We start from the raw sequence: 26,525 nt of genomic DNA, 5'->3' as shown, positions 1-26,525 counted from the left end.
GTATGGATATCAGCGATTTTTATCAGACATTTTTTGACGAGGCCGACGAGCTGCTGGCCGACATGGAGCAGCATCTGCTGAGCCTCGTGCCGGAGGCGCCGGATGCTGAACAGCTGAACGCCATCTTCCGCGCGGCCCATTCGATTAAGGGCGGGGCGGGCACGTTTGGCTTCAGCATTCTTCAGGAAACCACGCATCTGATGGAAAACCTGCTGGACGAAGCCCGCCGGGGCGAGATGCAACTGAACACCGATATCATCAACCTGTTTTTGGAAACCAAAGATATTATGCAGGAACAGCTGGACGCCTATAAAAGCGCCGAACAGCCCGACACCGGGAGCTTTGACTACATCTGCAAAGCGCTGCGCCAGCTGGCGCTTGAGGCCAAAGGCGAGCAGCCAGCGGCCCCGGCAAAACTGACGGTGGTCGAGAAAAACGAGCCGCTAGCCGCCAGCGACGGCAGGCTGCGCGTGGCGATCAGCGGCCTGAAAGAGAGCGAGCGCGATCTGCTGCTTGAAGAGCTGTCGAACCTCGGCACGGTGAGCAACATCGAAAAAGCCGCGACCGGCATTGTGGCGACGCTCGAAACCAGCGTCAGCGCGGACGACATCACCGCCGTGCTCTGCTTCGTTATCGAACCTGAACAGATTGAATTCCTGCCGATGCCAGCCGGCGCGGCGGTAGCGCAAGTCGTGGAAGAAACCGTGCCAGCCGTAGCCGTGGTGCCATCTGCGGCAGTTGCTGAAGTGGCTAAGCCTGCCATTCGCGCCGAACGTGAAGCGAAACCGGCAGCGCGGGCCAGCGAATCCACCAGCATCCGCGTGGCGGTGGAAAAAGTCGACCAGCTGATTAACCTGGTGGGCGAGCTGGTGATCACCCAGTCGATGCTGGCCCAGCGCTCCAACGAGCTGGATCCGGTAAACCACGGGGAGCTTATCACCAGCATGGGCCAGCTCCAGCGCAACGCCCGCGACCTTCAGGAATCGGTGATGTCCATCCGCATGATGCCGATGGAGTACGTATTCAGCCGCTTCCCGCGTCTGGTCCGCGACCTGGCGAGTAAGCTCGACAAGCAGGTTGAGCTGACCCTGCTGGGCAGCTCCACCGAGCTGGACAAGAGCCTCATCGAACGCATTATCGACCCGCTGACCCACCTGGTGCGTAACAGCCTCGATCACGGCATTGAATCCCCGGATAAGCGCCGAGCGGCGGGCAAGCACGAAGTCGGTAACCTGACGCTCTCCGCTGAGCACCAGGGCGGCAACATTTGCATCGAAGTGACCGACGACGGCGCCGGGCTTAATCGTGAACGCATCCTTGCCAAAGCGCTCTCGCAGGGGATGGCGGTCAGCGAAAGTATGTCCGACGACGAGGTGGGCATGCTGATCTTTGCCCCGGGCTTCTCCACCGCCGAGCAGGTGACTGACGTTTCAGGCCGCGGCGTGGGGATGGACGTGGTGAAACGAAATATCCAGGAGATGGGCGGCCACGTTGAGATCCAGTCCCGGGCGGGCGCGGGCACCACTATCCGCATTATGCTGCCGCTGACGCTGGCGATCCTTGACGGCATGTCGGTCAAAGTGGCGGATGAAGTATTCATCCTGCCGCTCAACGCTGTGATGGAATCCCTCCAGCCGAAGGATGATGATTTACACCCGCTGGCGGGCGGCGAACGCGTGCTGGAAGTGCGGGGCGAATACCTGCCTCTGGTAGAGCTCTGGCAGCTCTTCGACGTGGAAGGGGCGAAAACCGAAGCGACGCAGGGCATCGTGGTTATTCTGCAAAGCGCGGGCCGCCGCTATGCGCTGCTGGTCGATCAGCTGATTGGCCAGCATCAGGTGGTGGTGAAAAACCTTGAGAGCAACTACCGCAAAGTACCGGGTATCTCTGCTGCCACTATCCTCGGCGACGGCAGCGTGGCGCTGATTGTGGACGTCTCCGCGCTGCAAACTTTAAACCGTGAACAACGTCTGGCGGGCACGCTCGCCCTCCCAATATGTTAAGAAAATAGGTACCCAAATGACCGGATTAACGAATGTGACAAAACTGACCGGGGAGCCATCCGGGCAGGAGTTCCTGGTATTCACCCTGGGTGACGAAGAGTACGGCATCGACATCCTGAAAGTGCAGGAAATCCGTGGCTACGATCAGGTGACGCGTATCGCCAACACGCCGCCGTTTATCAAGGGCGTGACCAACCTGCGCGGCGTTATCGTGCCGATTCTCGACCTGCGCGTGAAGTTCGAGCAGACGGGCGTGGAGTACAACGAAAACACCGTGGTGATCGTTCTTAACCTGGGCCAGCGGGTAGTGGGGATTGTAGTGGACGGCGTGTCTGACGTGCTGTCCCTGACGGCTGAACAGATCCGTCCGGCGCCGGAGTTTGCCGTCACGCTGTCAACGGAATACCTGACCGGCCTCGGCGCGCTGGGCGACCGCATGCTGATCCTGGTGAACATCGAGAAGCTGCTGAACAGCGAAGAGATGGCGCTGGTGGACATCGCGACCAGCCGCGTGGCGTGATTTTTGTGGCGGATGACGCAGGCTTATCCGCCCTACTATCTATCGCGTAGGGCGGATAAGCGTCAGCGTCATCCGCCGTTTACGACGACCTCTTCCCCGGCAGAACGCTCTTCTTCCAGCATCCCCTCATTTTTTGAGAGCATCGCCGTCGCCACGCCGTTGCCGAGCACGTTAATGGCCGAGCGGCCCATATCCAGGAAGTGGTCGATACCCATCAGCAGCAGAATGCCCGCTACCGGGATGTTAAAGCTCGGAATGGTTGCCGCCAGTACCACCAGCGCGGAGCGGGGCACGCCGGCAATCCCCTTCGAGGCGAGCATCAGCGTCAGCATTAGCACAACAATTTCCGAGAAGCTAAGGTGGATGTTGTAGGCCTGGGCGATGAACATCGACGCGAACGAGCAGTAGACCATCGACCCCACCAGATTGAAGGAGTAGCCAATCGGCAGCACGAACGACGCGATGTTGCGCGAACAGCCGAAGCGCGTGAGCTGATCGAGCGTTTTAGGATAAGCCGCCTCGGAGCTGCTGGTGGTGAAGGCAACCAGCACCGGGTCTTTGAGCATGGCCAGCAGGCGGAAGATATCCGCCTTCAGCACCATGTAGCCCACGCTAATCAGCACCAGGCAGGTCAGGATAATCGCCACATAATAGCCGCCGATAAACGACGCGTAGTTGAGCAGGATCCCCAGCCCTTCGGTGGCAATTACCGAGGAAATGGCGGCGAAAATCGCCAGCGGCGCAACGTACATCACGTAGCCGGTGACCTTCAGCATGATATGGGAAACCACGTCCAGGGCGGCAACCAGCGGAGCGTTGAACTTCTCGCCCAGCGACGCGCCCGCGATGCCGAAGAACATAGAAAATACTACGATTTGCAGGATCTCGTTATCTGACATCGCGCCGGCAATGCTGGTGGGAATGGTATGGGAAATAAAGGCCTTGAGGGACATGCCGCTCACCGCAAGCCCGGTTTGCACGTCGCCCGTCGGAACCTGCAGATTCATGCCCGAGCCGGGGTGGGTTACCGTCACCACAAACAGGCCGACCAGAATGGAAAGCACGGAAGAAGAGACAAACCAGACCATCGCTTTGCCGCCGATGCGGCCAATGGTGGAGGTTTCGCCCATCCTCATAATACCTACGGTCAGCGTGCTGAAGACCAGCGGCGCGATAACCATTTTGATGAGGCGTAAGAAAATATCGGTGAATAGCGTGATGTTGTCGGCGTAACTTTTAACTGACTCTGCTGGCGCGTACTCATGAATAGCCGCACCGCTTAAGATCCCCGCGATCATAAAAAGAATTATGAACAGCGTGAGTTTGTTTGAACTTGCCACTTGCCTGAAACCCCTGTCTGGTTAACAACCCATTAACTTATTGAACCATATGTAATATTTATAATTGGCTCGGATGTATTCGTTTAATAAATTGAATTAACCGGACATGATTTTCAACTTTTTTTTACTTTTTATTCGTTTTGTTTGTTTAGCGTCACTGATGATATATCGTGATGCAGATCACACATGAATGAATATATCTTGTTCAGGTTGCAAATATGACTGGCTGAAAACAAGCCAACCCGCTGAAAAACAATGTTTAATTGTGTCAATACGCCATTCGGCTGGTATTGACCTGCCGCGCTGGTTAATTCCCCGACCCTAAACTAAATTTCTAATTATTAGAGAGTTTTCGTTGGCCGACCGTTGGGTTTCTCTTCGCGGTTGTGTTTCATTCACGTTGGGGACGACACAATGAATAAAATCCTTATTCTGACGCTGTGCGGCAGCAGCCTGTTACTTGGCGCAACCTCGGCTCAGGCCGTGACCAGCAGCGGGACTATCGGCGCCACGCTAACCCTCACTAACGGCTGTCTGATCAACGGCTCGCCTGCCCAAAACGGCATCAACTTCGGTACGCTGAATTTCGGCACCAGCCCGGCAACCTTCTCTACTCTTACCACAACGTTAACCGGCGCGGCGGGGGGCAACAGCTTCGGCGTGCAGTGCACTAACGGGGCTACCTATACCGTGCAGGTGACCGGCAGCACCAACGGCGCGCCAGCTACCTCCGTCGGCACGCCGGGTACGCCTGCCCGCTATCTGATTAACACGGCAGATGCTACCCAGGGCGTGGCCTACAGCATCTACAGCGACAACGCTTTTGCCAATGTGATCGCCAACAATACGGCTATTCCGAAAGCGTCAACAACCGCGGGCGTGGACAACTATATTGTCTACGGACGCATTCAGGGTGGGGGAAACAGCGTGACGGTCAATCCGGGCACTTACACCGACACCATTAACGTGAGCGTGACTTACTAACCCACGCAGCAACCGCATTCTGTAAAGGAAATGGACAGGCAGCAGCGACTGTCGGGGGCTTTGCTTTGCTTAAAATCCACGGATTTACGCTGCTTGCCGCGTGTTTTATCTCCTCTGCCAGCGCGCTAACCGTTACCAGCAGATCTTTTCAGGTAGGGGCGACCATAACGCCTGGCTGTTCGGTGACCACGGGGACAGGCGCGGTGTTCGGGACGTTTAACTTTGGCACGCATTCGGGCGTCGACAGCGGCATTACCAGCGCCGCTTTCGTACCTAACGGTTCGCTGGCGCTTGCCTGTACGCCGGGCGTGGTGCTGAGCATGGCGATCGACGGCGGGAGAAATTACACCAGCGTGCGCCGCATGGTGCGCACCGGGGGAACGGACGCGGTGCCGTACCGGCTGTATACCACCAGTTCGCTGACCGCGAGCAGCGAGATTCTGGTGAACCAGGCGGTGACGGTGGCCTACACCAACAGCAATAACATTACGCTACCCCTGTTCGGCGCGGCGCAGCTAACGGGGTTCAGCCCGGCAGGAACCTATACCGACCAACTCACCGTGACGCTGTCATGGTAATCAGGGAGAAGCAATATGATGCAGTGGATAAGGGGAGCCGGCGCGGCGCTGGGCTTACTTGCCGCCTGGCAGGCGGGAGCTGCCAGCAACGTTCTTATCTGGCCCATTGACCCGTTTCTGGCCGCCGACGCGAAGGCGGCGGAGCTGTGGATCCAGAATCAGGGCACCAGCGCCACCACCATGCAGGTGAGGGTGGTGCGCTGGCAGCAGGAGGGCGGACACGAGCGCTATCAGCAGCAGCAGGACGTGGTCGCCAGCCCGCCGATTGTCAACATCAGGGGCGGCAGCAAACAGCTTATCCGACTGATCAAACAAAGCACCGTGCCGCCCAATCAGGAGCAGGCCTACCGCATCGTAGTGGATGAAATTCCCCAGCCTTCCGACAACAGCAAGCCACAGATGGGCCTTAAGCTCCAGATGCGCTACTCCATCCCTCTGTTCGCCTACGGCCCCGGCATCGCCACGCAAAAGGCAGCCAGCAACCACGCCAACGCGGACCCCGGCCAGCTCACCTGGCGCGTCATCAACGACGGCGGCAAACCCGCGCTTCAGGTATCCAACCGGGGCAACGTCCACGCGCGGCTGAGCAAAGTTACGCTTGCGCAGGGGGGCCAGCAGCGCGTGTTAGCGGACGGGCTGATGGGGTACGTGCTGCCCAACAGCGAGCGCGTCTGGCCGCTGCCGGCGTCCATGACGCGGCCGACGCAGCTGTCCGCTTCGATCAATGCGCCTGACGATGTATGGCAATCCGCGCCGGTCAACTAACCCGGTTGCTACCGATGGCGATCTTACTCTTCTCCCTGTCCCCCGGCGCCAGCGCTGACGACGGGGATGATGTGTTACCGCCGCCGCCGCGGGCACAGGAGTCAGACGCCGCAACGGTCTTTCATCTGTCGCTGGTTTTCAACCAGTGGGACAGCGGTCAGGTGGTGCCCGTCACCGAGCGAGGCGGGCAGTATTTTGTGGCCAGCGCTGACCTGCAGCGTGCCGGGTTACCGGCGGACAAGCTTCCCGTCGGCGAAGTGAACGTTTCTTCGCTGGCCTCCGTCAGGTCCAGCTACGACAGTACTGGCCAGCGGCTGCTGCTGACGGTGCCAAACGACTGGCTGCCCGAACAGGCGCTGGTGCTCGGCAAGCGCGACTCGCGCGTAAAAGCCCTGAGCGGAACCGGCGCGCTGCTTAACTACGACGTCTACGCCAGCAACACGCAAAACAGCGGCTCCCAGGCCACGGCCTGGCACGAGCTGCGGATTTTCAGCGGCAGCTACAGCCTCTCCAGCACCGGCACGTTCCGCCAGGCATTCTCCGGCTATGGCAGTGAAAATGACGGCTACCGGCGCTATGACACCACGCTGACCGGTACCGACGAAGACGATGTTTTAAGCTGGTCGGCGGGGGACGTGGTCAGCGATGCCCTGAGCTGGAGCAGCAGCGTGCGCATGGGCGGCGTCTCTTTCGGGCGCGACTTCACCCTGCGCCCTGACTTAATCACCTATCCCCTCCCGGCCTTCTCCGGCGAGGCGGCCGTGCCTTCGACCGTCGACGTCTTCATCAACGGCTACCGGACCGGCAGCACCGACCTGCAGCCCGGCCCGTTCACCCTGACCAACCTGCCGTACGTCAACGGCTCGGGGGATGCGGTGCTGGTCACGACGGATGCGCTGGGCCGTCAGGTTTCCACTACGCTGCCGTTCTACGTGGCCAGCGAGCTGCTGAAGCCCGGCCTAAGCGACGGAGCCATCACGCTCGGCAGCCTGCGCAGGGATTACGGGCTTGAAAACTTCTCTTACGGCCCGGCGGCGGCCAGCGGCTCTTACCGCTACGGCATCAGCGATTTCTGGACGATGGAAAGCCACGCGGAAGGGGCAGAATCTCTGGCGCTGGGCGGGCTGGGGACGCTGGTTAAGCTCGGCAGCTTCGGCGTGGTTAACGGCGCTTACTCCCGCAGCGAAATGCGCGGCAAAGGGGGCCAGCAGATCAACTGGGGTTATCAGTACAATACCGACTGGTTTAACATCGGCACCCAGCACAGCCACCGCGACCGCACCTTCGGCAACCTCGCGCTGTACGACTCGCCCGATCTTTACGACGACGACCATCAGCCCATTGCCAGCCTGAGCCGCAGCACCGATCAGTATTCGCTGTCGTTTAACATGGGCGATTACGGCAACATTGGCGCGGCGTGGATCGACGTGCGCAGCTTCGACGATGAGAAAACCCAGCTGCTCAACCTGTCGTGGAGCAAAAACCTGTGGGGCAACAGCAGCTTTTATCTTGCTGCCAGCCACGATCCGGCGACCAGCGGCTGGACGATGGCGCTCTCGTTGCAGGTACCGTTCGGCACCCAGGACAACGTGGCGTTCAGCGTGGAAAACACGCCGGACGCGGGCAATACCCAGCGGGTGAACTACAGCCACGCCATGCCGAGCGACGGCGGCTTCAGCTGGAATATGGCCTATGCCCACCAGAGCCAGACCGACGACTACCAGCAGGTCACGCTTGGCTGGCGCAACAATAAAGTTGAACTGCAGGGCGGCGCATACGGCCAGCGCCACGGCTATACCCAGTGGGGCGAACTGACCGGCTCGCTGGTGATGATGGATAACACGCTGTTCGCCGCCAACCGGGTTAACGATGCGTTTGTGGTAGTCAGCACCGACGGCCATCGGGACGTGACGGTGAATTATGAAAACCAGCCGATGGGCACCACCGACGACGACGGCTATCTGCTGATCAGCGGCGTCTCCTCTTACTACCCGGCCAGCTATAGCATTAACACGCTGAACCTGCCGGCGGATACCGCACTGAAACATACCGAACAGCGTATTGCCCTGCGTCGCCACTCGGGGTACCTGCTCGATTTCCCGATGGAGCAGCAGCGGGTGGCAAGCGTAGTCCTGCACGACGAAGCGGGGAGGCCGCTGCCGGTTTCGAGCCAGGTCTACCGCAGGCTGCAGCCGCCCGTACCGGTGGGGTACGACGGTATCGCTTACCTTGAAGATCTCCATGACGTCAACCTGCTGACCATCACCACGCCGGACGGCAGGCGCTGTACCGTCACGCTTACCCTGGCGCAGAAAACCGATCACAAGCTCAATACCTACGGGCCGCTGACCTGCAGCCGGGAGGCACCGTGATGGCCCGCGGCATGCTGGCGGATGGCGCTGCGCTTAGCCGCCCTACAAAAATCTGCCTGCTTTTGGGGCTGCTGCTGCTGTTCTTTGCAGCGCCGGTGCGGGCGGCCTGCACCTTAAGCGGGTCGAATACGGGATCGTTCGGCACGCAGAGTTCGTTTGTGGTCAACACCACCGTGCAGTCCACCTCGGCAACGCTGTCGCTGAGCTGCGATACGGTGCTGAACCTGCTCACCTCGGACAGCGTCACGCTGACCTACATCAGCGCTACCCCGGCGGCGACCGGAACGCGCGGCTCGCTACGCAGAACGGATGTCCCGGCCAATACCGATAACGTGCCCGTTATTGTTTGTGGGCAGGCGGCCTGCGCCAACAACAGCGAGGTGCAGGTGGGCGGCACTTACACCTGGAGCGGCGCGACCCTGCTTGGCCTGTTGAGCAGCAAGCGCTACGACCTGCCGCTCTACTTCAGGACGGTAGCCGGGCAGAACGTCAGCGCCGGGCCTTATCGGGTGGTGCTTAACTTTCGCGTCGACTGGAATATATGCAGCCTTGGGGTGGCGGTCTGCCTGGCCTACCAGTCGGGGAATAGCTCCCCGACCACCACGCTTTCCCTGACCGTCACTAACGACTGCACCGCCATCTCCGCCCCGACGGTAAACTTCGACAGCGCACCGCTGGTGCAGAACTTCAAAAGCGTCTCCCAGACCGTAGGCATCACCTGCACCAAAGGCAGCACCTATACCGTGGGGCTGGATAACGGCATCCATCCCAACGGCACGGTCAGACGCATGGCGAGCGGCAGCAACTTCATGAACTATGAGGTTTATAAATCCAACGGCACCGACCGCTGGGGTAGCCTGGGCGCCGAGCGCTGGGCAAGCGGCGTGTCGTCGTCGGTCAGCACCGACGGCCTGCTGCGCAGCTACAACTACGTCGCCAAAGTGCTGACAGCCCAGACCACGCCGCCTGCCGGGACCTATACGGATACGCTGGTGGTGGATATTGCATTCTGACTACTGATTCTTCATCTGGCGTGGCATGGCCAGTGCGGGTGGCATGAACGAATATGAAACATCGGTATTTTTCCGTTCACCCGTACGTCTGGCTATCTCTGCTGCCGTTGCGAACGGTGAACGTGCCAGGGGATTTACGCCAATCCCCTGGCGACCCCGGCGCCCGGCAAATAAATCGCCGCTGAAGCGGTAAACTCCGGTTTTTACCCAACATGCAGGGTCGTTCGCGATTCGTTCCAGACGATCGCTCTCTCACGTTGTTCCCGACAACGTGACCCTGCCTGAAGGGCAAAAACCGGAGCGATTTAAGCCGGGAACAGGGTGTCGCTTTAAGCCAGAAATAACATCAGAAATAGCATCGCTTTGAAACCTACAGCGACACCGGAGATAAGTCATTCATGAAAGTTAAAGCGAGGGTGTTGGGTCCGGCTTAAATCGCCTCCATTTTTGGCTTCATGGCCGGGTCCAGCCGTCGGGAACGGCTGGAGGTTGTGATCGTCGGGAACGAATCGCAACCGACCCGGACAGGGAGCCAAAAATGGAGGTTTACCGCCGCAGGTGGCGATTTATTGCCGGGAGTCGGGAGCCCAGAGGGTGTGACGGCGAACACCCTCTGGTCGTTCACCGGTTCGGCAGTCGCATAGAAAGTCTGGCTTAAGGTGAACGGAACATCACCGCTATTCCAGATATACCTTCACGAAGGTGAGCGGAATAATAGCTGATATGACATGTTCGACCAGACCAGCTTCAGGGGTGAACCGTGTAAGAGATTCAGCTATCTGCCGGCAGGCCTCACCTGACGCTAATTTCACGTAAAGTTCCGCCACCCCATGCCGATAACACCGATATCAAGTTATTCATAGGGTGTTATATGTTGAACCGTATTCGCGTTGTCACCATGCTGATGATGGTGCTGATTGTCTTCGCGCTGCTGCAGCTTATGTCGGGCGGCATGTTTTTTAACGCTCTGAAAGAGAATAACGACAGCTTTAAAGTCTCCCGCGAACTGCGCGTTCAGCAGTCTGAGCTGACCCAGACCTGGAACCTGCTGCTGCAAACCCGCATCAACCTCAGCCGCTCTTCGGCTCGCGCCATGATGGATGCCGCAAACGGGCAAAGCGCGGCGAAAACAGAACTGCTGAAAGGCGCCAAAACGTCGCTGACCGATGCCCGGAAGCACTATGCGGCTTTCAGGCAGATCGCACCTATTTCCCCGGAGATGGAAGCGGTAGTCAAAGACATTGACGATGATTTCCAGGACTATAACCTGGCCCTTGGCGAGCTGACTGGCTTCCTGGAAAACGGCAACCTCGACGCCTATTTTGCCCAGGCCACCCAGGGTAAGCAAAACGCGCTGGAAGAGGTTTATAAACGATACATTGCCCTGAATGACCGCATGTACGAGCAGTCGTACGTTGCCAGCACCGCCGACTACCGCTTCGCCAAATGGCAGATTGCCGGGCTTGCCCTGGCGCTGGCCGCCGTTATCGTGCTGGTGTGGCTGGGGATGCGCCGCATCCTGCTTAAACCTCTTACCGTGGTTATCGGCCACATCCGCGAAATCGCCAACGGCAATCTGACCGAAAACATTAATAGCGACGGGCGCAACGAAATCAGCCAGCTGGCCGCCAGCGTCAGCCATATGCAGCAGGAGCTGATTGTTACCGTCGGCAGCGTGCGCGACGGATCCGATGCGATTTACAGCGGCGCCACGGAAATTGCCGCGGGCAATAACGACCTCTCATCCCGTACCGAACAGCAGGCCGCGTCGCTGGAAGAAACCGCCGCGAGCATGGAACAGCTTACCGCAACCGTGAAGCAGAACGCCGAGAACGCCCGTCAGGCTTCGCAGCTGGCGCTAAGCGCGTCGGAAACCGCCTCTCGCGGCGGCAAAGTTGTTGATGGCGTGGTCAGGACCATGCACGAGATTGCGGGTTCCTCAAAGAAAATTGCTGATATCACCAGCGTGATCGACGGCATTGCCTTCCAGACCAATATTCTGGCGCTTAACGCGGCGGTAGAAGCCGCGCGGGCCGGTGAGCAGGGACGTGGTTTTGCCGTGGTCGCAGGGGAAGTTCGTAACCTGGCAAGCCGCAGCGCCCAGGCCGCCAAAGAGATCAAATCCCTGATAGAAGACTCCGTATCCCGCGTGGATACCGGCTCCGTGCTGGTGGAAAGCGCCGGGGAAACCATGAGCGATATCGTCAGCGCCGTCACCCGCGTCACCGACATCATGGGGGAGATTGCTTCCGCCTCCGATGAGCAGAGCCGCGGCATCGACCAGGTGGCGCTTGCCGTTTCGGAAATGGACCGTGTAACCCAGCAGAACGCCTCGCTGGTGGAAGAGTCCGCCTCTGCCGCCGCTGCGCTCGAAGAGCAGGCCAGCCTGCTGACTCAATCTGTCGCTGCATTCCGCCTGAAAAGCGGAAGCGGCGCGCAACGGACTGCCGCAGAAACCGCCCCTCGTGAGTTGCAGAGCGCATCTACGCTCGGCCTGCGTAAACCGGCAACCGCCGGTGGCGATGATAATTGGGAAACTTTCTGACTACACACTGACAACTGATTACGCCGGCAGACGTGCCGGCCGAGGAAAGCTTTGATGTTAAACCGTCTCCGTTTATCGACCAGTCTGATCCTGATTTTAATCCTCTGCGGCGCGCTGCAGATTGGCAGTAATGGTTTGTCCTTCTGGGCTTTTCGCGATGATTTTCAGAACCTCAAAATGGTCGAGGCGAGCAATCAGCAGCGGGATACGCTGACCCAAAGCCGGGCCGCGCTGCTGCAGGCAAGCACGGCGTTAAGCCGTGCCGGAACGCTGACTGCACTGAGCTATCCGCCGGAAGACATTAAGCGTCTGATGGCCACGGCGCGCGGCAGCCTGAAGCAGGCCGACATGTTGTTTAACCAGTTCCTGGAGATCCCGCCGACCAGCAAAGAGGGCGAGGAGATGCTGGCCTCCACGAAGCAAAGCTACAGCGCCTATCGTGACGATTTACAGCACCAGTCGACCTGGCTTGAAAGCAATCAGCTGTCGGATTTCCTCGGTGCGCCGGTGCAGAAGTCGCAGGATATTTTTGACGCCAACTTCAACGCCTGGCAGCAAAGCATCAATGACATCGTGGCGGCGGCCAGCGCCGACAGCCAGAAGAATTATCACATTTCGGCGGTCCTGTTCGGCTCCGTGACGGCGATGGCCATCCTGCTGCTGTTCGGCTCCATTCTCTGGTCACGCAGGATGATTGTGCAGCCGCTGGCCATCGTGCGCAGCCACTTCGAACGCATTGCGGCGGGAGATTTGGCAAGCCCGGTACTAGTCTTCGGGCGCAACGAGATTTCTGAGATCTTCCAGAGCCTGAAAAACATGCAGCAGGCGCTGAAAGAGACGGTCAGCCAGGTGCGGCAGGGAAGCAGCGCGATGCACACCGGCATTGCTGAAATTGCGGCAGGGAACAACGATCTCTCCGCCCGGACCGAAGAACAGGCCGCGTCGCTGGCGCAAACTGCCGCCAGCATGGAGCAGCTGACCGCGACGGTTGGGCAGAACGCCGAAAATGCGCGCCAGGCCGCACAGCTTTCGCGCGCCGCGGCCAGCACCGCGAAGCAGGGCGGGGAGCAGGCAGCAAACGTGGCGCGCACCATGCACGACATTGCGGGCAGCTCGCAGAAGATCGGCGATATCACCAGCGTCATCGACGGCATCGCCTTCCAGACCAATATTCTGGCGCTGAACGCGGCGGTAGAAGCCGCCCGCGCCGGTGAGCAGGGACGGGGCTTTGCCGTCGTTGCCGGAGAGGTTCGTAACCTCGCACAGCGCAGCGCGCAGGCCGCCAAAGAGATCAAAGTGCTGATCGAAGAGTCGGTGAATCGCGTCGAACAGGGCTCGAAGCTGGTCGATACCGCGGCGTCTACCATGGCGGAGATCGTCCGTTCCGTGACCCAGGTGAACGACATTATGGGCGAAATCGCCTCCGCTTCGGACGAACAGCGCCGCGGCATTGAGCAGGTCGCGCTGGCGGTCAGCCAGATGGACCAGGTTACCCAGCAGAACGCCGCCCTGGTCGAAGAGGCGGCAGGCGCAACCGACGCGCTGGCAAACCAGGCGGAACAGCTGTCTGGCGTGGTCAGCGTCTTTAAACTGGCAAGCGTAGATAGCCAACGCGAAACCGGGGAATTTGAAACCTCCGGGGTGCTGGTCACCCCCTGATTGTGACTGAGAAGGCGCTATGACATCACCCCTGTCTAATGGACAACCGTCATTAATGTTACAGATGACACAGCGTCTGCCGCTATCCGACACCCATTTCCGTCGGATATGCCAACTGATTTACCAGCGCGCAGGTATTGTGCTGGCGGACCACAAAAGGGACATGGTTTACAACCGCCTGGTTCGCCGCCTGCGCACGCTGGGCCTGGATGATTTCGGGCGCTACCTTGGCCTGCTCGAGGCGAACTCTAACAGCGCGGAGTGGCAGGCGTTTATCAACTCGCTGACCACCAACCTGACGGCGTTCTTCCGCGAAGGGCACCACTTCCCGGTGCTGGCGGAGCATGCCCGCAAGCGCGGCGGCGAATACCGGGTGTGGAGCGCGGCGGCCTCAACCGGCGAGGAGCCTTACTCCATCGCCATTACCCTTGCCGACGTGCTGGGACTGGCCCCGGGGCGCTGGAAGGTCTTTGCCAGCGATATCGACACCCAGGTGCTGGAAAAAGCGCAGAGCGGCGTCTATCGCCAGGAAGAGCTGAAAACGCTCTCGCCCCAGCAGATGCAGCGTTACTTCATGCGCGGCACCGGGCCGCACGAAGGCCTGGTTCGGGTGCGCAGCGAGCTGGCGAGCCACATTGACTTTGCGCCGATCAACCTGCTGGACAGGCAGGCACCGATCCCCGGCCAGTTCGACGCCATATTCTGTCGCAATGTGATGATCTATTTCGACAAAACGACGCAGCAGGAGATTTTGAGCCGCTTTGTTCCTCTGCTGAAGCCCGGCGGCCTGTTGTTCGCCGGGCATTCAGAGAACTTCAGTAACCTCAGTCGTGAGTTCTGGCTGCGTGGGCAGACGGTGTACGGGCTGAGTAAGGAAAGATCATGACAAAAATAAGAGTGCTGTCCGTCGATGACTCCGCCCTGATGCGCCAGATCATGACAGAAATTATTAACAGCCATAGCGACATGGAGATGGTGGCCACCGCGCCGGACCCGCTGGTGGCCCGTGATTTAATCAAAAAATTTAATCCCGACGTGCTGACGCTGGACGTTGAGATGCCGCGCATGGACGGGCTGGATTTCCTTGAGAAGCTGATGCGCCTGCGTCCGATGCCGGTGGTGATGGTGTCTTCGCTGACCGGCAAAGGCTCGGAGGTGACGCTGCGGGCGCTGGAGCTGGGGGCGATCGATTTCGTCACCAAGCCGCAACTGGGCATTCGTGAAGGGATGCTGGCCTATAGCGAGACGATCGCCGAGAAAGTGCGCACCGCCTCGCGCGCAAAACTGGCTGCCCGCGCACCTGCCGCTGCTCCGGCACAGCTAAAAGCTGGGCCGCTGCTCAGCTCAGAAAAACTGATCGCCATTGGGGCTTCCACCGGGGGAACCGAGGCCATTCGCCACGTGCTGCAGCCGCTGCCGCTCTCAAGCCCGGCGGTACTGATTACCCAGCATATGCCGCCTGGCTTCACCCGTTCCTTTGCGGAGCGGCTGAACAAACTTTGCCAGATTGCGGTGAAAGAAGCAGAGGACGGCGAGCGCGTACTGCCCGGTCACGCCTATATTGCGCCCGGTGATAAGCACATGGAGCTGTCGCGCAGCGGCGCAAACTACCAAATCAAATTACATGACGGCCCGCCCGTAAACCGGCATCGCCCGGCGGTGGACGTGCTGTTCCATTCGGTGGCGAAGTTTGCCGGGCGCAACGCCGTGGGGGTGATCCTCACCGGAATGGGTAATGACGGTGCCGCCGGGATGCTGGCCATGCACCAGGCCGGGGCGTGGACTCTCGCCCAAAATGAAGCAAGCTGTGTGGTGTTCGGCATGCCGCGTGAGGCCATCAACAGCGGTGGCGTCAGCGAAGTGGTCGATTTAAGCCAGATAAGCCAGCAGATGCTGGCGAAAATTAGTGCCGGACAGGCAATACGTATTTAACAATGGAGCCCGAATTTTATGGCAGACAAAGAGCTTAAGTTTCTGGTGGTGGATGACTTCTCTACCATGCGTCGCATCGTGCGTAACCTGCTTAAAGAGCTGGGATTTAACAACGTCGAAGAGGCGGAAGACGGCGTGGACGCGCTGAATAAACTGCAGTCCGGCGGCTATGGTTTCGTTATCTCCGACTGGAACATGCCAAACATGGACGGGCTGGAGCTGCTGAAAACCATCCGTGCCGACGGCGCGATGGCGGCGCTGCCGGTGCTGATGGTCACGGCGGAAGCGAAGAAAGAGAACATTATCGCGGCAGCACAGGCCGGGGCGAGCGGGTATGTGGTGAAGCCATTTACCGCCGCAACCCTTGAAGAGAAGCTGGGCAAGATCTTCGAAAAGCTTGGCATGTAGGAGGCGCAGATGCACTCATCCACAAACCCGGCGATGGAGCTCCATCAGTCGCCAAATGACATTATTGCGCGCATTGGCAGCCTGACGCGCATGCTGCGCGACAGCCTGCGCGAGCTGGGCCTGGACCAGGCGATTGCCGAAGCGGCGGAAGCGATTCCGGACGCCCGCGACCGCCTGGACTACGTGGTGCAGATGACCGCCCAGGCCGCAGAGCGCGCGCTGAACTGCGTCGAGCTTTCGCAGCCGCACCAGAACAAACTCGAGTCCGGTGCGAAGGCACTCACCGGGCGCTGGGACGCCTGGTTCGAAAACCCGATCGAACTGAGCGATGCCAAAGAGCTGGTGAGCGATACCCGCAGCTATCTGTCTGGCGTACCGGAGCACACAAGCTTCACCAACGCCCAGCTGCTGGAAATTATGATGGCCCAGGACTTCCAGGATTTGACGGGCCAGGTCATCAAACGCATGATGGACGTTATCCAGGAGATCGAGCGCCAGCTGTTAATGGTGCTGCTGGAAAACATGCCGGAGCCGGATGCGCGCAGCAAACGCGCGGGCGACGGCCTGCTCAACGGCCCGCAGATGGACACCAGCGCCGCAGGCGTCGTCGCAAGCCAGGATCAGGTTGACGATTTGCTGGATAGTTTGGGGTTCTGAGTTCGTAGAACGGAAAAGTGCCAGCGTCATCCGCCGTATCAGCGGGGGATGACGCGCCCTGGTGCTAGGCCACACTACCTGGAAAGCTAATCTTCCTCACGAATGAGTGTGGTTTTACAATTTGCGCAGAGGATTGTTCGTCTGTGGGATACGAGCCTTGTAAGTCCAACATCCAGTAAACTAGTTGAACCGCATTTTTGGCAGACATTAGTTTCAAGATAATGCTTTACAGGTATTCGCTTTTGGTAGGGATGGCCTTCCAGATTTCTGTTAATCCATGCATATGTAATTTCTTTATTCGGAATAATGCGGACGTAAGCTTTTCTTTCTTTTATAATGATTAATAATAACGTCCTCACCCCCTCGGTATTCCTGTAGGGTGGCGACAAGCTTTTCTATTCGGCTGTGACTCATTATATTACTGCCAAAGTGCAGTAATTCATATTCCAGAAGCTCTTCACGATTATACCGCTTAAGATTACACCGAAGGTAATCACAGAGTTTACTGCCTAAGGTTACGACATCTTTAGCATAAATGGTTCTGAGTATCTTTATTATGGAACCCTTCTCATTTGGGTTTTGCTCCAGTACAAGATCCAGTCGGCGATTTATGAGGTCTTGTAAATAGTTTGGGTGGGTGATGAGTTTTTTCTCCTTAACATCGTAGATTACCGCATCCCACGTCATCAACGTTGTATGCAATAAGCTATGAATAGTATTCAGTGAAATAACGTTCTCTCTGAAAGCCCATGTGTCCTCAAGGCTCCAGATATCATATTCTACCTCATAATGTGTCAGGCGATATCCACCAAATTTATTCTCAAAGAAAGTCTCAATGCCAATATGTTTTAGGGCATGCGCAAGCTCTTCGCGGGAGCCGGAAAAAACAAGATCGATATCTGAGAAAACATTCTTTTTACCCGATAAACCAATATCGCGAATCATCCCGCCAAAAATGTAGAGGTGAGCGTGCCTGGACAGCTCCTCAAGAAGGGTGCTGGCTGCCTGTCGCTCATTCTTATCCGAAGCGAAGAAGCCTTCTACCATCCGCTTCAGATTTCGATTACTTGAGACTGTGTTCATACTCATACAACGATTTTAGCTCATCGTGCAGGGCAATCAAATAACTATCTGTCATGCCTGATACCGCATCTGCCAGAAGCTGAACCTCTTTATAGATACGTGGAAGTTCGGGTGCCTCTTCCGTTTGTTCAAAAATTCGGCGATAATTCTCAGAAATCCTGCCGTACGCGTATTTACCAAAGGGAGTAGCAGATTTGAACTCATCCCGCGGCAAGAATTCTGCGTTAGAATTTTTAAGCGTTTTTTCTTTTTCTTTTTCTTCATCAGTTTTATGGCCGTGTATGCCAACCCATAACATATCCATAATTCCTTTAATATAATTAGATCCTTTCAACTCAAGTTCTAATACAGAACGATGCCTGTAGCCACGAGTTTGGTCAAATTTCTTTAGAGCTTTACAGAGATTATTCCCTTTGCTCAATGAAATAAGATCCGGAACGTCACAATTCAAATCTAAAAATTTATCTCGGTTTTCAATAAAAGCTTCGACTACCGATTCTACTAATTTACATATTGCGCGGACACGGAACATTTGCATGCTTGTATCATTGAGTTCACTTGGGGAAAGTTTTAATTTAGTATCGGCGAAGGTTTTGTTTTTATTTTTACTATATGTCACAACATCTGTAATAACTTCATCAGCATTCAGTGTCTGGTCCTCGTTCCAACATGAAAGAAAATGTATGAGATCGTGAAAAGAGGTCAGCCCTTTTTTTACTGTGTCCTCTGCATCAAGTACGGAGTAGGCAATATCATCACAGGCTTCCATAATATAAGTAAAAGGATGACGAACACCTTCTTTTAAGCCTGTTTCTTCCCATATCTCTTTTACTATTGCCTCTTCAGAGAAGAAGTAGCCATGTTTTTTCCAGATGGTATTTGAATTATCCCTGGAGGAGCGGGGGTATTTAATCATTGAAGCTAACGTACTGTAAGTCAGGTTTAACCCGAAATTGTCACTAAGAATTTGTAATTTAGTCACTAATCTCAACGTTTGAGAATTACCATCAAAATGTCGAAAATCGTTATAAATCTCATTGCTCGCCTCTTTTTCATCTTTTAGGACAGCCTGGAACCACTGTTGCATTGCAGTTTCACCCTGGTGCCCAAAAGGAGGATTGCCCAGGTCATGAGCAAGGCCGATTGCAGCCAAGAGGGCAGGAATATTACGCTGAACGCTAAAGCTTTCAGGTAAATCAACGAATACTTTGTCTTTGAATTCAAATGCCAGTCTTACACCGATACCCCGCGCAAGGTTTGCAACTTCATGCGAATGGGTCAAGCGCGTGCGCACATGATCATTTTTATCCAAGGGAAAGACCTGTGTTTTATCAGCAAGCCTGCGCGTTGGTGCCGCAAACAATATTCGGTCGTAATCTCGCTCAATCTCAAGCCTGCCACCACCCGTATCGGAAGGTCTGGCCTCGCAATATTGAGTGCTTTTATCTTTACGGCGATTGCTGTTAAGAAGTTTAGTCCACTGCATTTTTCATCCCTTTTTGTCATGATTTTTTTCCAATAAGGAGAGAAAATAACAAAGAGATCTTTTGCGGGGTAGCGGTTACACCTTTGATATTTTAAACTTTCGAGGCTTCTCGCAAAACCAAATGAAAGTTAATGAAACATTCTCAAGCCAAGAGATCGTCGAGGCTGAACACACAAACAAACGCACTTTTCCCCCTATTTTCCCGCCATTAGTCCACTGCGCCTCTGGCATGCTGTGCCTGGAATTGCGGCCACGAGACTGAAAGCGGTGTCTGAAGATAGCGAAGAGGATAAAACAGAAGCCCCCACACCCCACAGGCTTGAAAAAGCTCGTGAGGATGGGCAGATCCCGCGTTCCCGCGAATTAACCTCGCTGCTTATGGTGCTGGTGGGGCTGAGCATCATCTGGATGGGCGGCGAGCCGCTCGCCCGGCAGCTGGCGGCGATGCTCGCGGCCGGGCTGCACTTCGATCACAACATCATTAACGACCCACACCTCATCGTGAACCAAATCAGCCTGCTGATTAAACAGGCCGTCTGGGCGCTGCTGCCGCTGATGGGAGGGCTGGTGATCGTGGCTATCGCCGCGCCCATGCTGCTCGGCGGGCTGCTGTTCAGCGGTAAATCCATTGCCTTTAAGTTCAGCAAGCTCAACCCGCTGCCCGGGCTGAAGCGTCTGTTTTCCGCGCAGGCCGGGGCGGAATTACTTAAAGCCTTCTTAAAAGCGTCGCTGGTTGGCGCCGTGACGGCCTGGTACCTGTGGCACAACTGGCCAGACATGATGCGACTGATGAGCGAACCGCCGATTGCCGCGCTGGGCCACGCGCTGGACATCGTGGCGGCCTGCGGGCTGCTCATTGTGCTGGGGCTTATCCCGATGGTCGGCTTTGACGTCTTTTTCCAGATTTTCAGCAACCTGAAAAAGCTGCGCATGAGCCGCCAGGACATCCGCGACGAGTACAAGCAGCAGGAAGGCGATCCGCACGTTAAGAACCGTATTCGCCAGCAGCAGCGCGCGGTGGCTCGCCGCCGCATGATGGCCGACGTGCCGAAGGCCGACGTCATCGTCACCAACCCGACGCACTATTCCGTGGCCCTGCAGTACGACGAGAAAAAAATGAACGCGCCGAAGGTGCTGGCCAAAGGGGCAGGACTTGTGGCGCTGCGCATCCGTGAAATTGCTAACGAACACCGTATTCCAACGCTTGAAGCGCCGCCGCTTGCCCGTGCGCTCTATCGTCACGCGGAAATCGGCCAGCAGATCCCAGGCCAGCTTTACTCCGCGGTGGCGGAAGTGCTCGCCTGGGTCTGGCAGCTCAGACGCTGGCGCGTGGCGGGCGGCCTGATCCCGAAAAAACCTGAAAACCTGCCGGTGCCAGAAGCACTGGACTTTGCGAATGAGAAGGACTCCGATGGCTAATCTGCTCGCGGCACTGCGTCTGCCCGGCTCCATGAAATCCGGGCAATGGCAAATTCTTGCCGGGCCGGTGCTCATCCTGCTAATCCTGTCGATGATGGTGCTGCCGCTGCCGGCGTTCGTACTGGATTTGCTGTTCACTTTTAACATCGCACTGTCGATCATGGTGCTGCTGGTGGCGATGTTCACCCAGCGCACGCTCGAGTTCGCAGCGTTCCCGACCGTGCTGCTGTTTACCACGCTACTGCGCCTGGCGCTGAACGTTGCCTCCACGCGTATCATTCTGATGGAAGGCCACACCGGTGCGGGCGCTGCGGGCCGCGTGGTGGAGGCCTTCGGCCACTTCCTGGTGGGCGGTAACTTCGCCATCGGCATCGTGGTGTTTATCATTCTTGTCATCATTAACTTTATGGTTATCACCAAAGGCGCCGGGCGCATCGCCGAAGTGGGTGCGCGCTTTGTACTGGATGGGATGCCGGGCAAGCAGATGGCCATCGACGCCGATCTTAACGCGGGCCTGATTGGCGAAGAAGAAGCGAAAAAACGCCGTTCGGAAGTGACCCAGGAAGCGGACTTCTACGGGTCGATGGACGGGGCGAGCAAGTTCGTGCGTGGCGATGCCGTTGCCGGGCTAATGATCATGGCAATCAACGTGGTCGGCGGCCTGCTGGTCGGCGTGCTACAGCATGATATGGCCGTTGGCGCGGCGGCTGAGAGCTACACGCTGCTGACCATCGGTGATGGCCTCGTCGCGCAGATCCCGGCGCTGGTGATCTCGACCGCCGCGGGCGTTATCGTTACCCGCGTGGCGACTGACCAGGATGTTGGCGAACAGATGGTTACCCAGCTGTTTAATAATCCTCGCGTGATGCTGTTAAGCGCCGCGGTGCTTGGCCTGCTGGGCATGGTGCCGGGGATGCCGAACTTCGTCTTCCTGCTGTTTACCGCCGCGCTGCTGGGGCTTGCCTGGTGGATGCGTGGCCGACAGATGACCGCGCCTGCGGCCCCCGCACCGGTAAAAATGCCGGAGAATCCGCAGGCGGTAGAGGCAACCTGGAACGACGTCCAGCTTGAGGACTCGCTGGGTATGGAGGTGGGCTATCGCCTGATCCCGATGGTTGACTTCCAGCAGGACGGCGAGCTGCTGGGACGCATTCGCAGCATTCGCAAAAAATTCGCCCAGGAGATGGGGTTCCTGCCGCCGGTGGTGCACATCCGTGACAATATGGACCTGCCGCCCGCGCGCTATCGCATCCTGATGAAGGGCGTTGAAATTGGCTCCGGGGACGCTTACCCGGGGCGCTGGCTGGCGATTAACCCCGGCACCGCGGCCGGTACGCTGCCAGGAGAGTCGACCATCGACCCGGCCTTTGGTTTGCAGGCCACGTGGATTGAAAGTGCCCTGAAAGAGCAGGCGCAGATTCAGGGCTTTACGGTGGTAGAGGCCAGTACGGTTGTCGCCACGCACCTTAACCACCTGATTGGCCAGTTCGCCCCCGAGCTGTTTGGCCGCCAGGAAGCGCAGCAGCTGCTCGACCGGGTAACCCAGGAGATGCCGAAGCTGACGGAAGATCTGGTGCCCGGGGTAGTGACGCTGACTACCCTGCATAAGGTGCTGCAAAATCTGCTCGCCGAGAAGGTGCCGATCAAAGATATGCGCACCATTCTGGAAACGCTTGCCGAACATGCGCCAGTCCAGAGCGATCCCCATGAGTTGACCGCCGTTGTGCGCGTTGCGTTAGGCCGTGCTATTACCCAGCAGTGGTTCCCTGGCACCGGCGAAGTACAGGTGATTGGCCTGGATACTGCGCTCGAGCGCCTGTTGCTGCAGGCCCTGCAGGGCGGAAGCGGGCTGGAGCCTGGGCTGGCAGACCGGCTGCTCGAACAAACTCAGGAGACGTTGCAGCGTCAGGAGATGCTGGGCGCGCCGCCGGTGCTGCTCGTCAATCACGCGCTGCGACCACTGCTGGCCCGCTTCCTGCGCCGCACCCTGCCGCAGCTGGTGGTGCTCTCAAGCCTTGAGCTGTCTGACAACCGAAATATACGTATGACCGCCACAATAGGAGCGAAGTAATGCGGGCGCTTCTGTTAGGGATGCTGCTGCCGGTAGTTGCCCAGGCGGCGGGCGAGGGGAGCTGGCAGGCCAGCGGGATGGGAGCAACACTCAGCAGTCGCGGCGTGGTTGCTTCTTCCCGCGCGCTGGCCCCATCGCAGCCGGTAAACGGCATGATGACGCTGGTCGCCTGGCGTTACGAACTGAATGGCCCCACGCCGGGCGGGCTGCTGGTGAAGCTCTGCTCTCAAACCCGCTGCGTCCCCATCGAAGGGCAAAGCGGCACAACCCGTGGATTAACGAACGTGGCGGCTGGCGAACCGCTGCGCTTTGTCTGGGAAGTTCCCGGCGGCGGCAAGCTTTTCCCGCAGCTGCGCGTGCGCAGCAACCAGGTGATTGTGAATTACAAATAATTAAAAACTCGATGGAGGACGCTATCGCTTTTCCACCCTACAAAACAGCATCAGGCTGACTAACCCTTTCACACGCAGGCCCATTCCGTCCTAACATCTCATTTTTAGCCCTGCCTTTTGATAAAAACGAACCCATGTTTTATAAACGGGATGCGGATGCCGACACTCTTTGTGTTTTTGCCAGCTTCCGTAAAGGCGTGGCAAAAACGAAAAGGTTTCCCGGGCCCCATACTTTTACTTTAACCCTGAGGATTTCATTCCGGCCTGTGACGGGCCTGATTTGCAATTTCCTATAACAAAAGCAACGGGGTTGACGGCAATGAAAAAACGGACAATTGGCCTGAAGAATTATCTCGCCTACGGTGCAGGTGATTTTCTCGGCGCGGGTACCACGGCGCTGACCGCAGCATGGCTGCTCTATTTCTACACCACCTTCTGCGGGCTTTCGCCCATCGAAGCGACCTTTATCTTTGCGCTGGCCCGTGTACTGGACGCGGTTGTCAGCCCGCTGATGGGCTTCCTGACCGATAACTTCGGCTCCACCAGGCTTGGCAAGCGCTTTGGCCGCCGTAAATTCTTTATCCTGCTCGGTATCCCTCTGGTCTTCAGCTACAGCTTTATGTGGGTCGGGGAGATGAGCTACTGGTATTACCTTGTCACCTATCTGATTTTTGACGTGGTCTACACGATGATTCTGGTGCCTTATGAGACGCTGGTGCCGGAAATGACGGATGATTTTAAGCAGAAAACGAAGTTCTCCGGGGCGCGTATATCTATGGCGCAGCTTTCGGCTATTCTTGCCGCGTTCCTCCCTGGCATCCTGCTGAACCACTTCGGTAAAGACAACGCTGTCTCCTTTTTCTATGCGAGCCTGGTCTTCGCCACGCTCTGCGCTATCGTGTTGACGTTCGTCTGGCTGTTTACCTGGGAACGCCCGCGCTCTGACTGGACGGAAGCGGCGCTGCGGGCAGAGGAAGAGAAGAAATCGCTGACCTTTAAGCAAAGCATGAAGCGGCTTAACGTGGAGCTGACCTCGACTTTACGCATCAAAATTTTCCGTCAGCACCTGGGCATGTATCTGGGGGGCTATATCGCGCAGGATGTTTTCAACGCGGTCTTCACCTATTACGTGGTGTTCGTGCTGATGCAAAGTGCGTCCGTCGCCTCTAACCTGCTGGGAACGATGGCGATAATGCAGTTTATCGCGGTCATCGGCATGATCCCGCTGTGTATTAAATTCGGGCCTGCCCCTTCTTACCGGATGGTGGTGGTGCTGTTTGGTCTGAGCTCTATTTCATACGCCGTTCTGTATTACGCTGGCCTGAGCGACGGTTTCTCTCTGCTGCTGCTGGTTTCTGCCATTGCCGGTCTTGGCCGCGGCGGCATCAACTATGTGCCGTGGAATACCTATACCTATATTGCCGACGTGGACGAAGTGATTACCGGGCAGCGCCGCGAAGGGATCTTTGCCGGGATCATGACCCTGACCCGCAAGGCGTCCCAGGCTGGAGCCGTGATGCTGGTGGGGATCGTGATGCAGCTCTCCGGTTTCGTTTCCGGGCAGACGGTGCAGCCGCCAGCGGTCAGCCACACTATTCTGATGATTTTAAGCTTTGGCACCGTCGCCGTGCTGGCCTGCGGCTTCCTGATCTCACTGCGCTTTAAGCTCAACCTGCAAACGCATAGCGTGCTGCGTGAAGAGACCGCGAAGATGCGGGTCGCCAACCGTGCCGTGCCGGAAGAGATCACTCCACAGGCCCGCGCCACCGTCGAGATGCTGGCGGGAATGCCTTATGAGAATCTCTGGGGTAACAACAATATCGGTTACCTCAACCATAACAAACCTGCGGCACCGAGCCTGAAGAGCGCCGCTGCAATGAATTCAAATACCAACGCTACTCAGAGGTTAAGTTAATGATTATTTATCCCGTCAAACACAGCCCGCTTCTGTGCCAGCCGGCGCGCTTTATCGCCCGGGATGAGCTTTCAGGCCTGATCCATAAGGTGACGGATAATCTCATTACTATTAAGGACGAGTCCGGGCAGTTCCTGCTGCGGCTGGACGACGGGCGCGTCATCGACACCAAAGGCTGGGCGGGCTGGGAGTGGACCCACGGCGTCGGGCTGTATGGCATGTATCAGTACTACCGCCAGACCGGCGATGTAAAAATGCGCGAGATTATTGACGGCTGGTTTGCCGACCGCTTCGCGGAGGGCGCGACCACCAAAAACGTCAATACTATGGCCCCGTTCCTTACGCTGGCCTACCGCTATGAAGAGACGCGCGATCCGTCATATCTGCCGTGGCTTGAGAGCTGGGCGGAGTGGGCGATGTACGAGATGCCGCGCACCGAACACGGTGGGATGCAGCATATTACCCTGGCGGAAGAGAACCACCAGCAGATGTGGGACGACACGCTGATGATGACGGTCCTGCCGCTGGCGAAAATAGGCAAGCTGCTGAACCGCCCGGAATACGTTGAGGAGGCGACCTACCAGTTCCTGCTCCACGTGCAGAACCTGATGGATAAAGAGACCGGCCTGTGGTTCCACGGCTGGAGCTACGAAGGCAACCATAACTTTGCCAACGCCCGCTGGGCGCGCGGCAACAGCTGGCTGACCATCGTTATTCCTGACTTCCTTGAGCTGGTGGATTTGCCGGAGAACAACGCGGTGCGCCGCTATCTGGTGCAGGTGCTGGAAAACCAGGTCGCCGCGCTGGCGAAGTGCCAGGATGACAGCGGCCTGTGGCATACGCTGCTCGACGATCCTCACTCCTATCTTGAAGCGTCCGCGACGGCGGGGTTTGCCTACGGCATTCTGAAAGGCATCCGTAAGCGCTATATCAGCAGGGAGTACGGCGAAGTCGCCGAGAGGGCAATGAAAGGCATCGTGGCCAACATCTCCCCTGACGGCGAGCTGCTGCAAACGTCGTTTGGCACGGGGATGGGCAGCAACCTGGAGTTTTATCGCCAGATCCCGCTGACCTCCATGCCGTACGGCCAGGCGATGGCAATCCTTTGTCTGGGCGAGTATCTGCGCATTTATTTCTAATCGTTCACCGTTACCTGTAGGCCGGATAAGCCAGGCGCCATCCGGCTTTTCACGCTTTGCGAAGGATGACGCAGGCCCGTTATCTGTAGGCCGGATAAGCGAAGCGTCATCCGGCAGTTCTCAATTTGCGAAGAAGGTATCCACCTTCGCAAATAGTTCAAAAAATAGAAAAAATATAAAAGGCGTAATACGCGCGGCATTTCATTATGCTCTTACCATTCGATAAGCCTCTTCCCGGTTATTT

22 protein-coding genes are annotated in these 26,525 nt (G+C 57.4%); 19 read left to right on the top strand and 3 right to left on the bottom strand.

Annotated elements, in window-relative coordinates:
* Positions 1-2: 2 nt before the first annotated feature.
* Both cheA and cheW read left to right on the top strand, forming a co-directional pair.
* Positions 3-2,003, top strand: a complete 2,001-nt coding sequence (cheA, locus tag ACA108_13405) for a chemotaxis protein CheA (protein ID XEX98108.1) — start codon at positions 3-5, stop codon at positions 2,001-2,003.
* 16 nt (positions 2,004-2,019) lie between these two features.
* Positions 2,020-2,523: a chemotaxis protein CheW gene (cheW, locus tag ACA108_13400; GenBank protein XEX94390.1), complete on the top strand. Its 504-nt coding sequence runs from the start codon at positions 2,020-2,022 to the stop codon at positions 2,521-2,523.
* A 68-nt stretch (positions 2,524-2,591) separates the two neighbouring features.
* On the opposite strand, the gene ACA108_13395 is transcribed toward cheW, so the two are convergent.
* On the bottom strand, positions 2,592-3,863 hold the full coding sequence (locus ACA108_13395) for a dicarboxylate/amino acid:cation symporter (protein ID XEX94389.1): 1,272 nt from the start codon (positions 3,861-3,863) through the stop codon (positions 2,592-2,594).
* 414 nt (positions 3,864-4,277) lie between these two features.
* On the opposite strand from ACA108_13395, the gene ACA108_13390 reads away from it, so the two are divergent.
* The 12 genes from ACA108_13390 (at position 4,278) to cheZ (ending at position 16,776) form a co-directional block, all read left to right on the top strand.
* Positions 4,278-4,847 carry a spore coat U domain-containing protein gene (locus tag ACA108_13390; protein XEX94388.1) on the top strand — a complete coding sequence of 190 codons (570 nt, stop codon included), beginning with the start codon at positions 4,278-4,280 and terminating at the stop codon, positions 4,845-4,847.
* Between the two features lie 74 nt (positions 4,848-4,921).
* Entirely contained in the window at positions 4,922-5,425 is a 504-nt protein-coding gene (locus tag ACA108_13385; protein XEX98107.1) for a spore coat U domain-containing protein, read from the top strand.
* Between the two features lie 18 nt (positions 5,426-5,443).
* On the top strand, positions 5,444-6,190 hold the full coding sequence (locus ACA108_13380; protein ID XEX98106.1) for a molecular chaperone: 747 nt from the start codon (positions 5,444-5,446) through the stop codon (positions 6,188-6,190).
* Entirely contained in the window at positions 6,166-8,562 is a 2,397-nt protein-coding gene (locus ACA108_13375) for a fimbria/pilus outer membrane usher protein (protein ID XEX94387.1), read from the top strand. The genes ACA108_13380 and ACA108_13375 overlap by 25 nt, the downstream gene beginning before the upstream one ends.
* Positions 8,562-9,575, top strand: coding sequence for a spore coat U domain-containing protein (locus tag ACA108_13370; protein XEX98105.1), 1,014 nt, complete (start codon positions 8,562-8,564; stop codon positions 9,573-9,575). Before ACA108_13375 ends, ACA108_13370 begins: the two co-directional genes overlap by 1 nt.
* Positions 9,576-9,600: 25 nt before the next feature.
* The gene (locus tag ACA108_13365; protein XEX94386.1) at positions 9,601-9,768 is read left to right on the top strand and encodes a hypothetical protein; all 168 of its coding nucleotides are present in this window, start codon (positions 9,601-9,603) and stop codon (positions 9,766-9,768) included.
* A 678-nt stretch (positions 9,769-10,446) separates the two neighbouring features.
* Positions 10,447-12,120, top strand: coding sequence for a methyl-accepting chemotaxis protein II (gene tar / locus ACA108_13360; GenBank protein ID XEX94385.1), 1,674 nt, complete (start codon positions 10,447-10,449; stop codon positions 12,118-12,120).
* A 54-nt stretch (positions 12,121-12,174) separates the two neighbouring features.
* Positions 12,175-13,779: a methyl-accepting chemotaxis protein gene (locus tag ACA108_13355; protein ID XEX94384.1), complete on the top strand. Its 1,605-nt coding sequence runs from the start codon at positions 12,175-12,177 to the stop codon at positions 13,777-13,779.
* Positions 13,780-13,798: 19 nt separating this feature from the next.
* A complete protein-coding gene (gene cheR / locus ACA108_13350; protein ID XEX94383.1) occupies positions 13,799-14,665 on the top strand; it encodes a protein-glutamate O-methyltransferase CheR in 867 nt (288 codons plus the stop codon).
* Positions 14,662-15,711 (top strand): chemotaxis response regulator protein-glutamate methylesterase, encoded by a 1,050-nt coding sequence (locus ACA108_13345; GenBank protein XEX94382.1) that lies wholly within the window; start codon positions 14,662-14,664, stop codon positions 15,709-15,711. The genes cheR and ACA108_13345 overlap by 4 nt, the downstream gene beginning before the upstream one ends.
* Before the next feature lie 18 nt (positions 15,712-15,729).
* The gene (gene cheY, locus ACA108_13340) at positions 15,730-16,119 is read left to right on the top strand and encodes a chemotaxis response regulator CheY (protein XEX94381.1); all 390 of its coding nucleotides are present in this window, start codon (positions 15,730-15,732) and stop codon (positions 16,117-16,119) included.
* Between the two features lie 9 nt (positions 16,120-16,128).
* On the top strand, positions 16,129-16,776 hold the full coding sequence (cheZ, locus tag ACA108_13335; GenBank protein XEX94380.1) for a protein phosphatase CheZ: 648 nt from the start codon (positions 16,129-16,131) through the stop codon (positions 16,774-16,776).
* A 294-nt stretch (positions 16,777-17,070) separates the two neighbouring features.
* Here the strand turns inward: cheZ and ACA108_13330 are convergent, their stop codons facing one another.
* Together ACA108_13330 and ACA108_13325 are read right to left on the bottom strand one after the other, a co-directional pair.
* Positions 17,071-17,823 carry a hypothetical protein gene (locus tag ACA108_13330; GenBank protein XEX94379.1) on the bottom strand — a complete coding sequence of 251 codons (753 nt, stop codon included), beginning with the start codon at positions 17,821-17,823 and terminating at the stop codon, positions 17,071-17,073.
* 16 nt (positions 17,824-17,839) lie between these two features.
* Positions 17,840-19,345, bottom strand: coding sequence for a deoxyguanosinetriphosphate triphosphohydrolase family protein (locus tag ACA108_13325; GenBank protein XEX94378.1), 1,506 nt, complete (start codon positions 19,343-19,345; stop codon positions 17,840-17,842).
* Between the two features lie 267 nt (positions 19,346-19,612).
* Here ACA108_13325 and flhB point away from each other — a divergent pair, with 267 nt between their 5' ends.
* From flhB to ACA108_13300, 5 genes are all read left to right on the top strand, one after another.
* On the top strand, positions 19,613-20,764 hold the full coding sequence (gene flhB, locus ACA108_13320; protein XEX94377.1) for a flagellar biosynthesis protein FlhB: 1,152 nt from the start codon (positions 19,613-19,615) through the stop codon (positions 20,762-20,764).
* Positions 20,757-22,835 carry a flagellar biosynthesis protein FlhA gene (gene flhA, locus ACA108_13315; GenBank protein ID XEX94376.1) on the top strand — a complete coding sequence of 693 codons (2,079 nt, stop codon included), beginning with the start codon at positions 20,757-20,759 and terminating at the stop codon, positions 22,833-22,835. Before flhB ends, flhA begins: the two co-directional genes overlap by 8 nt.
* Complete coding sequence (locus tag ACA108_13310) at positions 22,835-23,227, top strand: flagellar protein FlhE (GenBank protein ID XEX94375.1); 393 nt, start codon at positions 22,835-22,837, stop codon at positions 23,225-23,227. The genes flhA and ACA108_13310 overlap by 1 nt, the downstream gene beginning before the upstream one ends.
* A 319-nt stretch (positions 23,228-23,546) precedes the next feature.
* Positions 23,547-25,142 (top strand): MFS transporter, encoded by a 1,596-nt coding sequence (locus tag ACA108_13305; GenBank protein ID XEX94374.1) that lies wholly within the window; start codon positions 23,547-23,549, stop codon positions 25,140-25,142.
* Complete coding sequence (locus tag ACA108_13300) at positions 25,142-26,281, top strand: glycoside hydrolase family 105 protein (protein ID XEX94373.1); 1,140 nt, start codon at positions 25,142-25,144, stop codon at positions 26,279-26,281. The genes ACA108_13305 and ACA108_13300 overlap by 1 nt, the downstream gene beginning before the upstream one ends.
* Positions 26,282-26,525 lie beyond the last annotated feature (244 nt).

The sequence above is a fragment of the Dryocola sp. LX212 genome (assembly GCA_041504365.1).
Classification (GTDB): Bacteria; Pseudomonadota; Gammaproteobacteria; order Enterobacterales; family Enterobacteriaceae; genus Dryocola.
This window is presented reverse-complemented; position numbering and strand designations above follow the sequence as displayed.

Bases quoted from the DNA above. Each gene is read 5' to 3' on its own strand.
- cheA (XEX98108.1), top strand. From the start codon at position 3: ATGGATATCAGCGATTTTTATCAGACATTTTTTGACGAGGCCGACGAG.
- cheW (XEX94390.1), top strand. From the start codon at position 2,020: ATGACCGGATTAACGAATGTGACAAAACTGACCGGGGAGCCATCCGGG.
- ACA108_13390 (XEX94388.1), top strand. From the start codon at position 4,278: ATGAATAAAATCCTTATTCTGACGCTGTGCGGCAGCAGCCTGTTACTT.
- ACA108_13380 (XEX98106.1), top strand. From the start codon at position 5,444: ATGCAGTGGATAAGGGGAGCCGGCGCGGCGCTGGGCTTACTTGCCGCC.
- ACA108_13375 (XEX94387.1), top strand. From the start codon at position 6,166: ATGGCAATCCGCGCCGGTCAACTAACCCGGTTGCTACCGATGGCGATC.
- ACA108_13370 (XEX98105.1), top strand. From the start codon at position 8,562: ATGGCCCGCGGCATGCTGGCGGATGGCGCTGCGCTTAGCCGCCCTACA.
- ACA108_13365 (XEX94386.1), top strand. From the start codon at position 9,601: ATGGCCAGTGCGGGTGGCATGAACGAATATGAAACATCGGTATTTTTC.
- tar (XEX94385.1), top strand. From the start codon at position 10,447: ATGTTGAACCGTATTCGCGTTGTCACCATGCTGATGATGGTGCTGATT.
- ACA108_13355 (XEX94384.1), top strand. From the start codon at position 12,175: ATGTTAAACCGTCTCCGTTTATCGACCAGTCTGATCCTGATTTTAATC.
- cheR (XEX94383.1), top strand. From the start codon at position 13,799: ATGACATCACCCCTGTCTAATGGACAACCGTCATTAATGTTACAGATG.
- ACA108_13345 (XEX94382.1), top strand. From the start codon at position 14,662: ATGACAAAAATAAGAGTGCTGTCCGTCGATGACTCCGCCCTGATGCGC.
- cheY (XEX94381.1), top strand. From the start codon at position 15,730: ATGGCAGACAAAGAGCTTAAGTTTCTGGTGGTGGATGACTTCTCTACC.
- cheZ (XEX94380.1), top strand. From the start codon at position 16,129: ATGCACTCATCCACAAACCCGGCGATGGAGCTCCATCAGTCGCCAAAT.
- ACA108_13330 (XEX94379.1), bottom strand. From the start codon at position 17,823: ATGGTAGAAGGCTTCTTCGCTTCGGATAAGAATGAGCGACAGGCAGCC.
- ACA108_13325 (XEX94378.1), bottom strand. From the start codon at position 19,345: ATGCAGTGGACTAAACTTCTTAACAGCAATCGCCGTAAAGATAAAAGC.
- flhA (XEX94376.1), top strand. From the start codon at position 20,757: ATGGCTAATCTGCTCGCGGCACTGCGTCTGCCCGGCTCCATGAAATCC.
- ACA108_13310 (XEX94375.1), top strand. From the start codon at position 22,835: ATGCGGGCGCTTCTGTTAGGGATGCTGCTGCCGGTAGTTGCCCAGGCG.
- ACA108_13305 (XEX94374.1), top strand. From the start codon at position 23,547: ATGAAAAAACGGACAATTGGCCTGAAGAATTATCTCGCCTACGGTGCA.
- ACA108_13300 (XEX94373.1), top strand. From the start codon at position 25,142: ATGATTATTTATCCCGTCAAACACAGCCCGCTTCTGTGCCAGCCGGCG.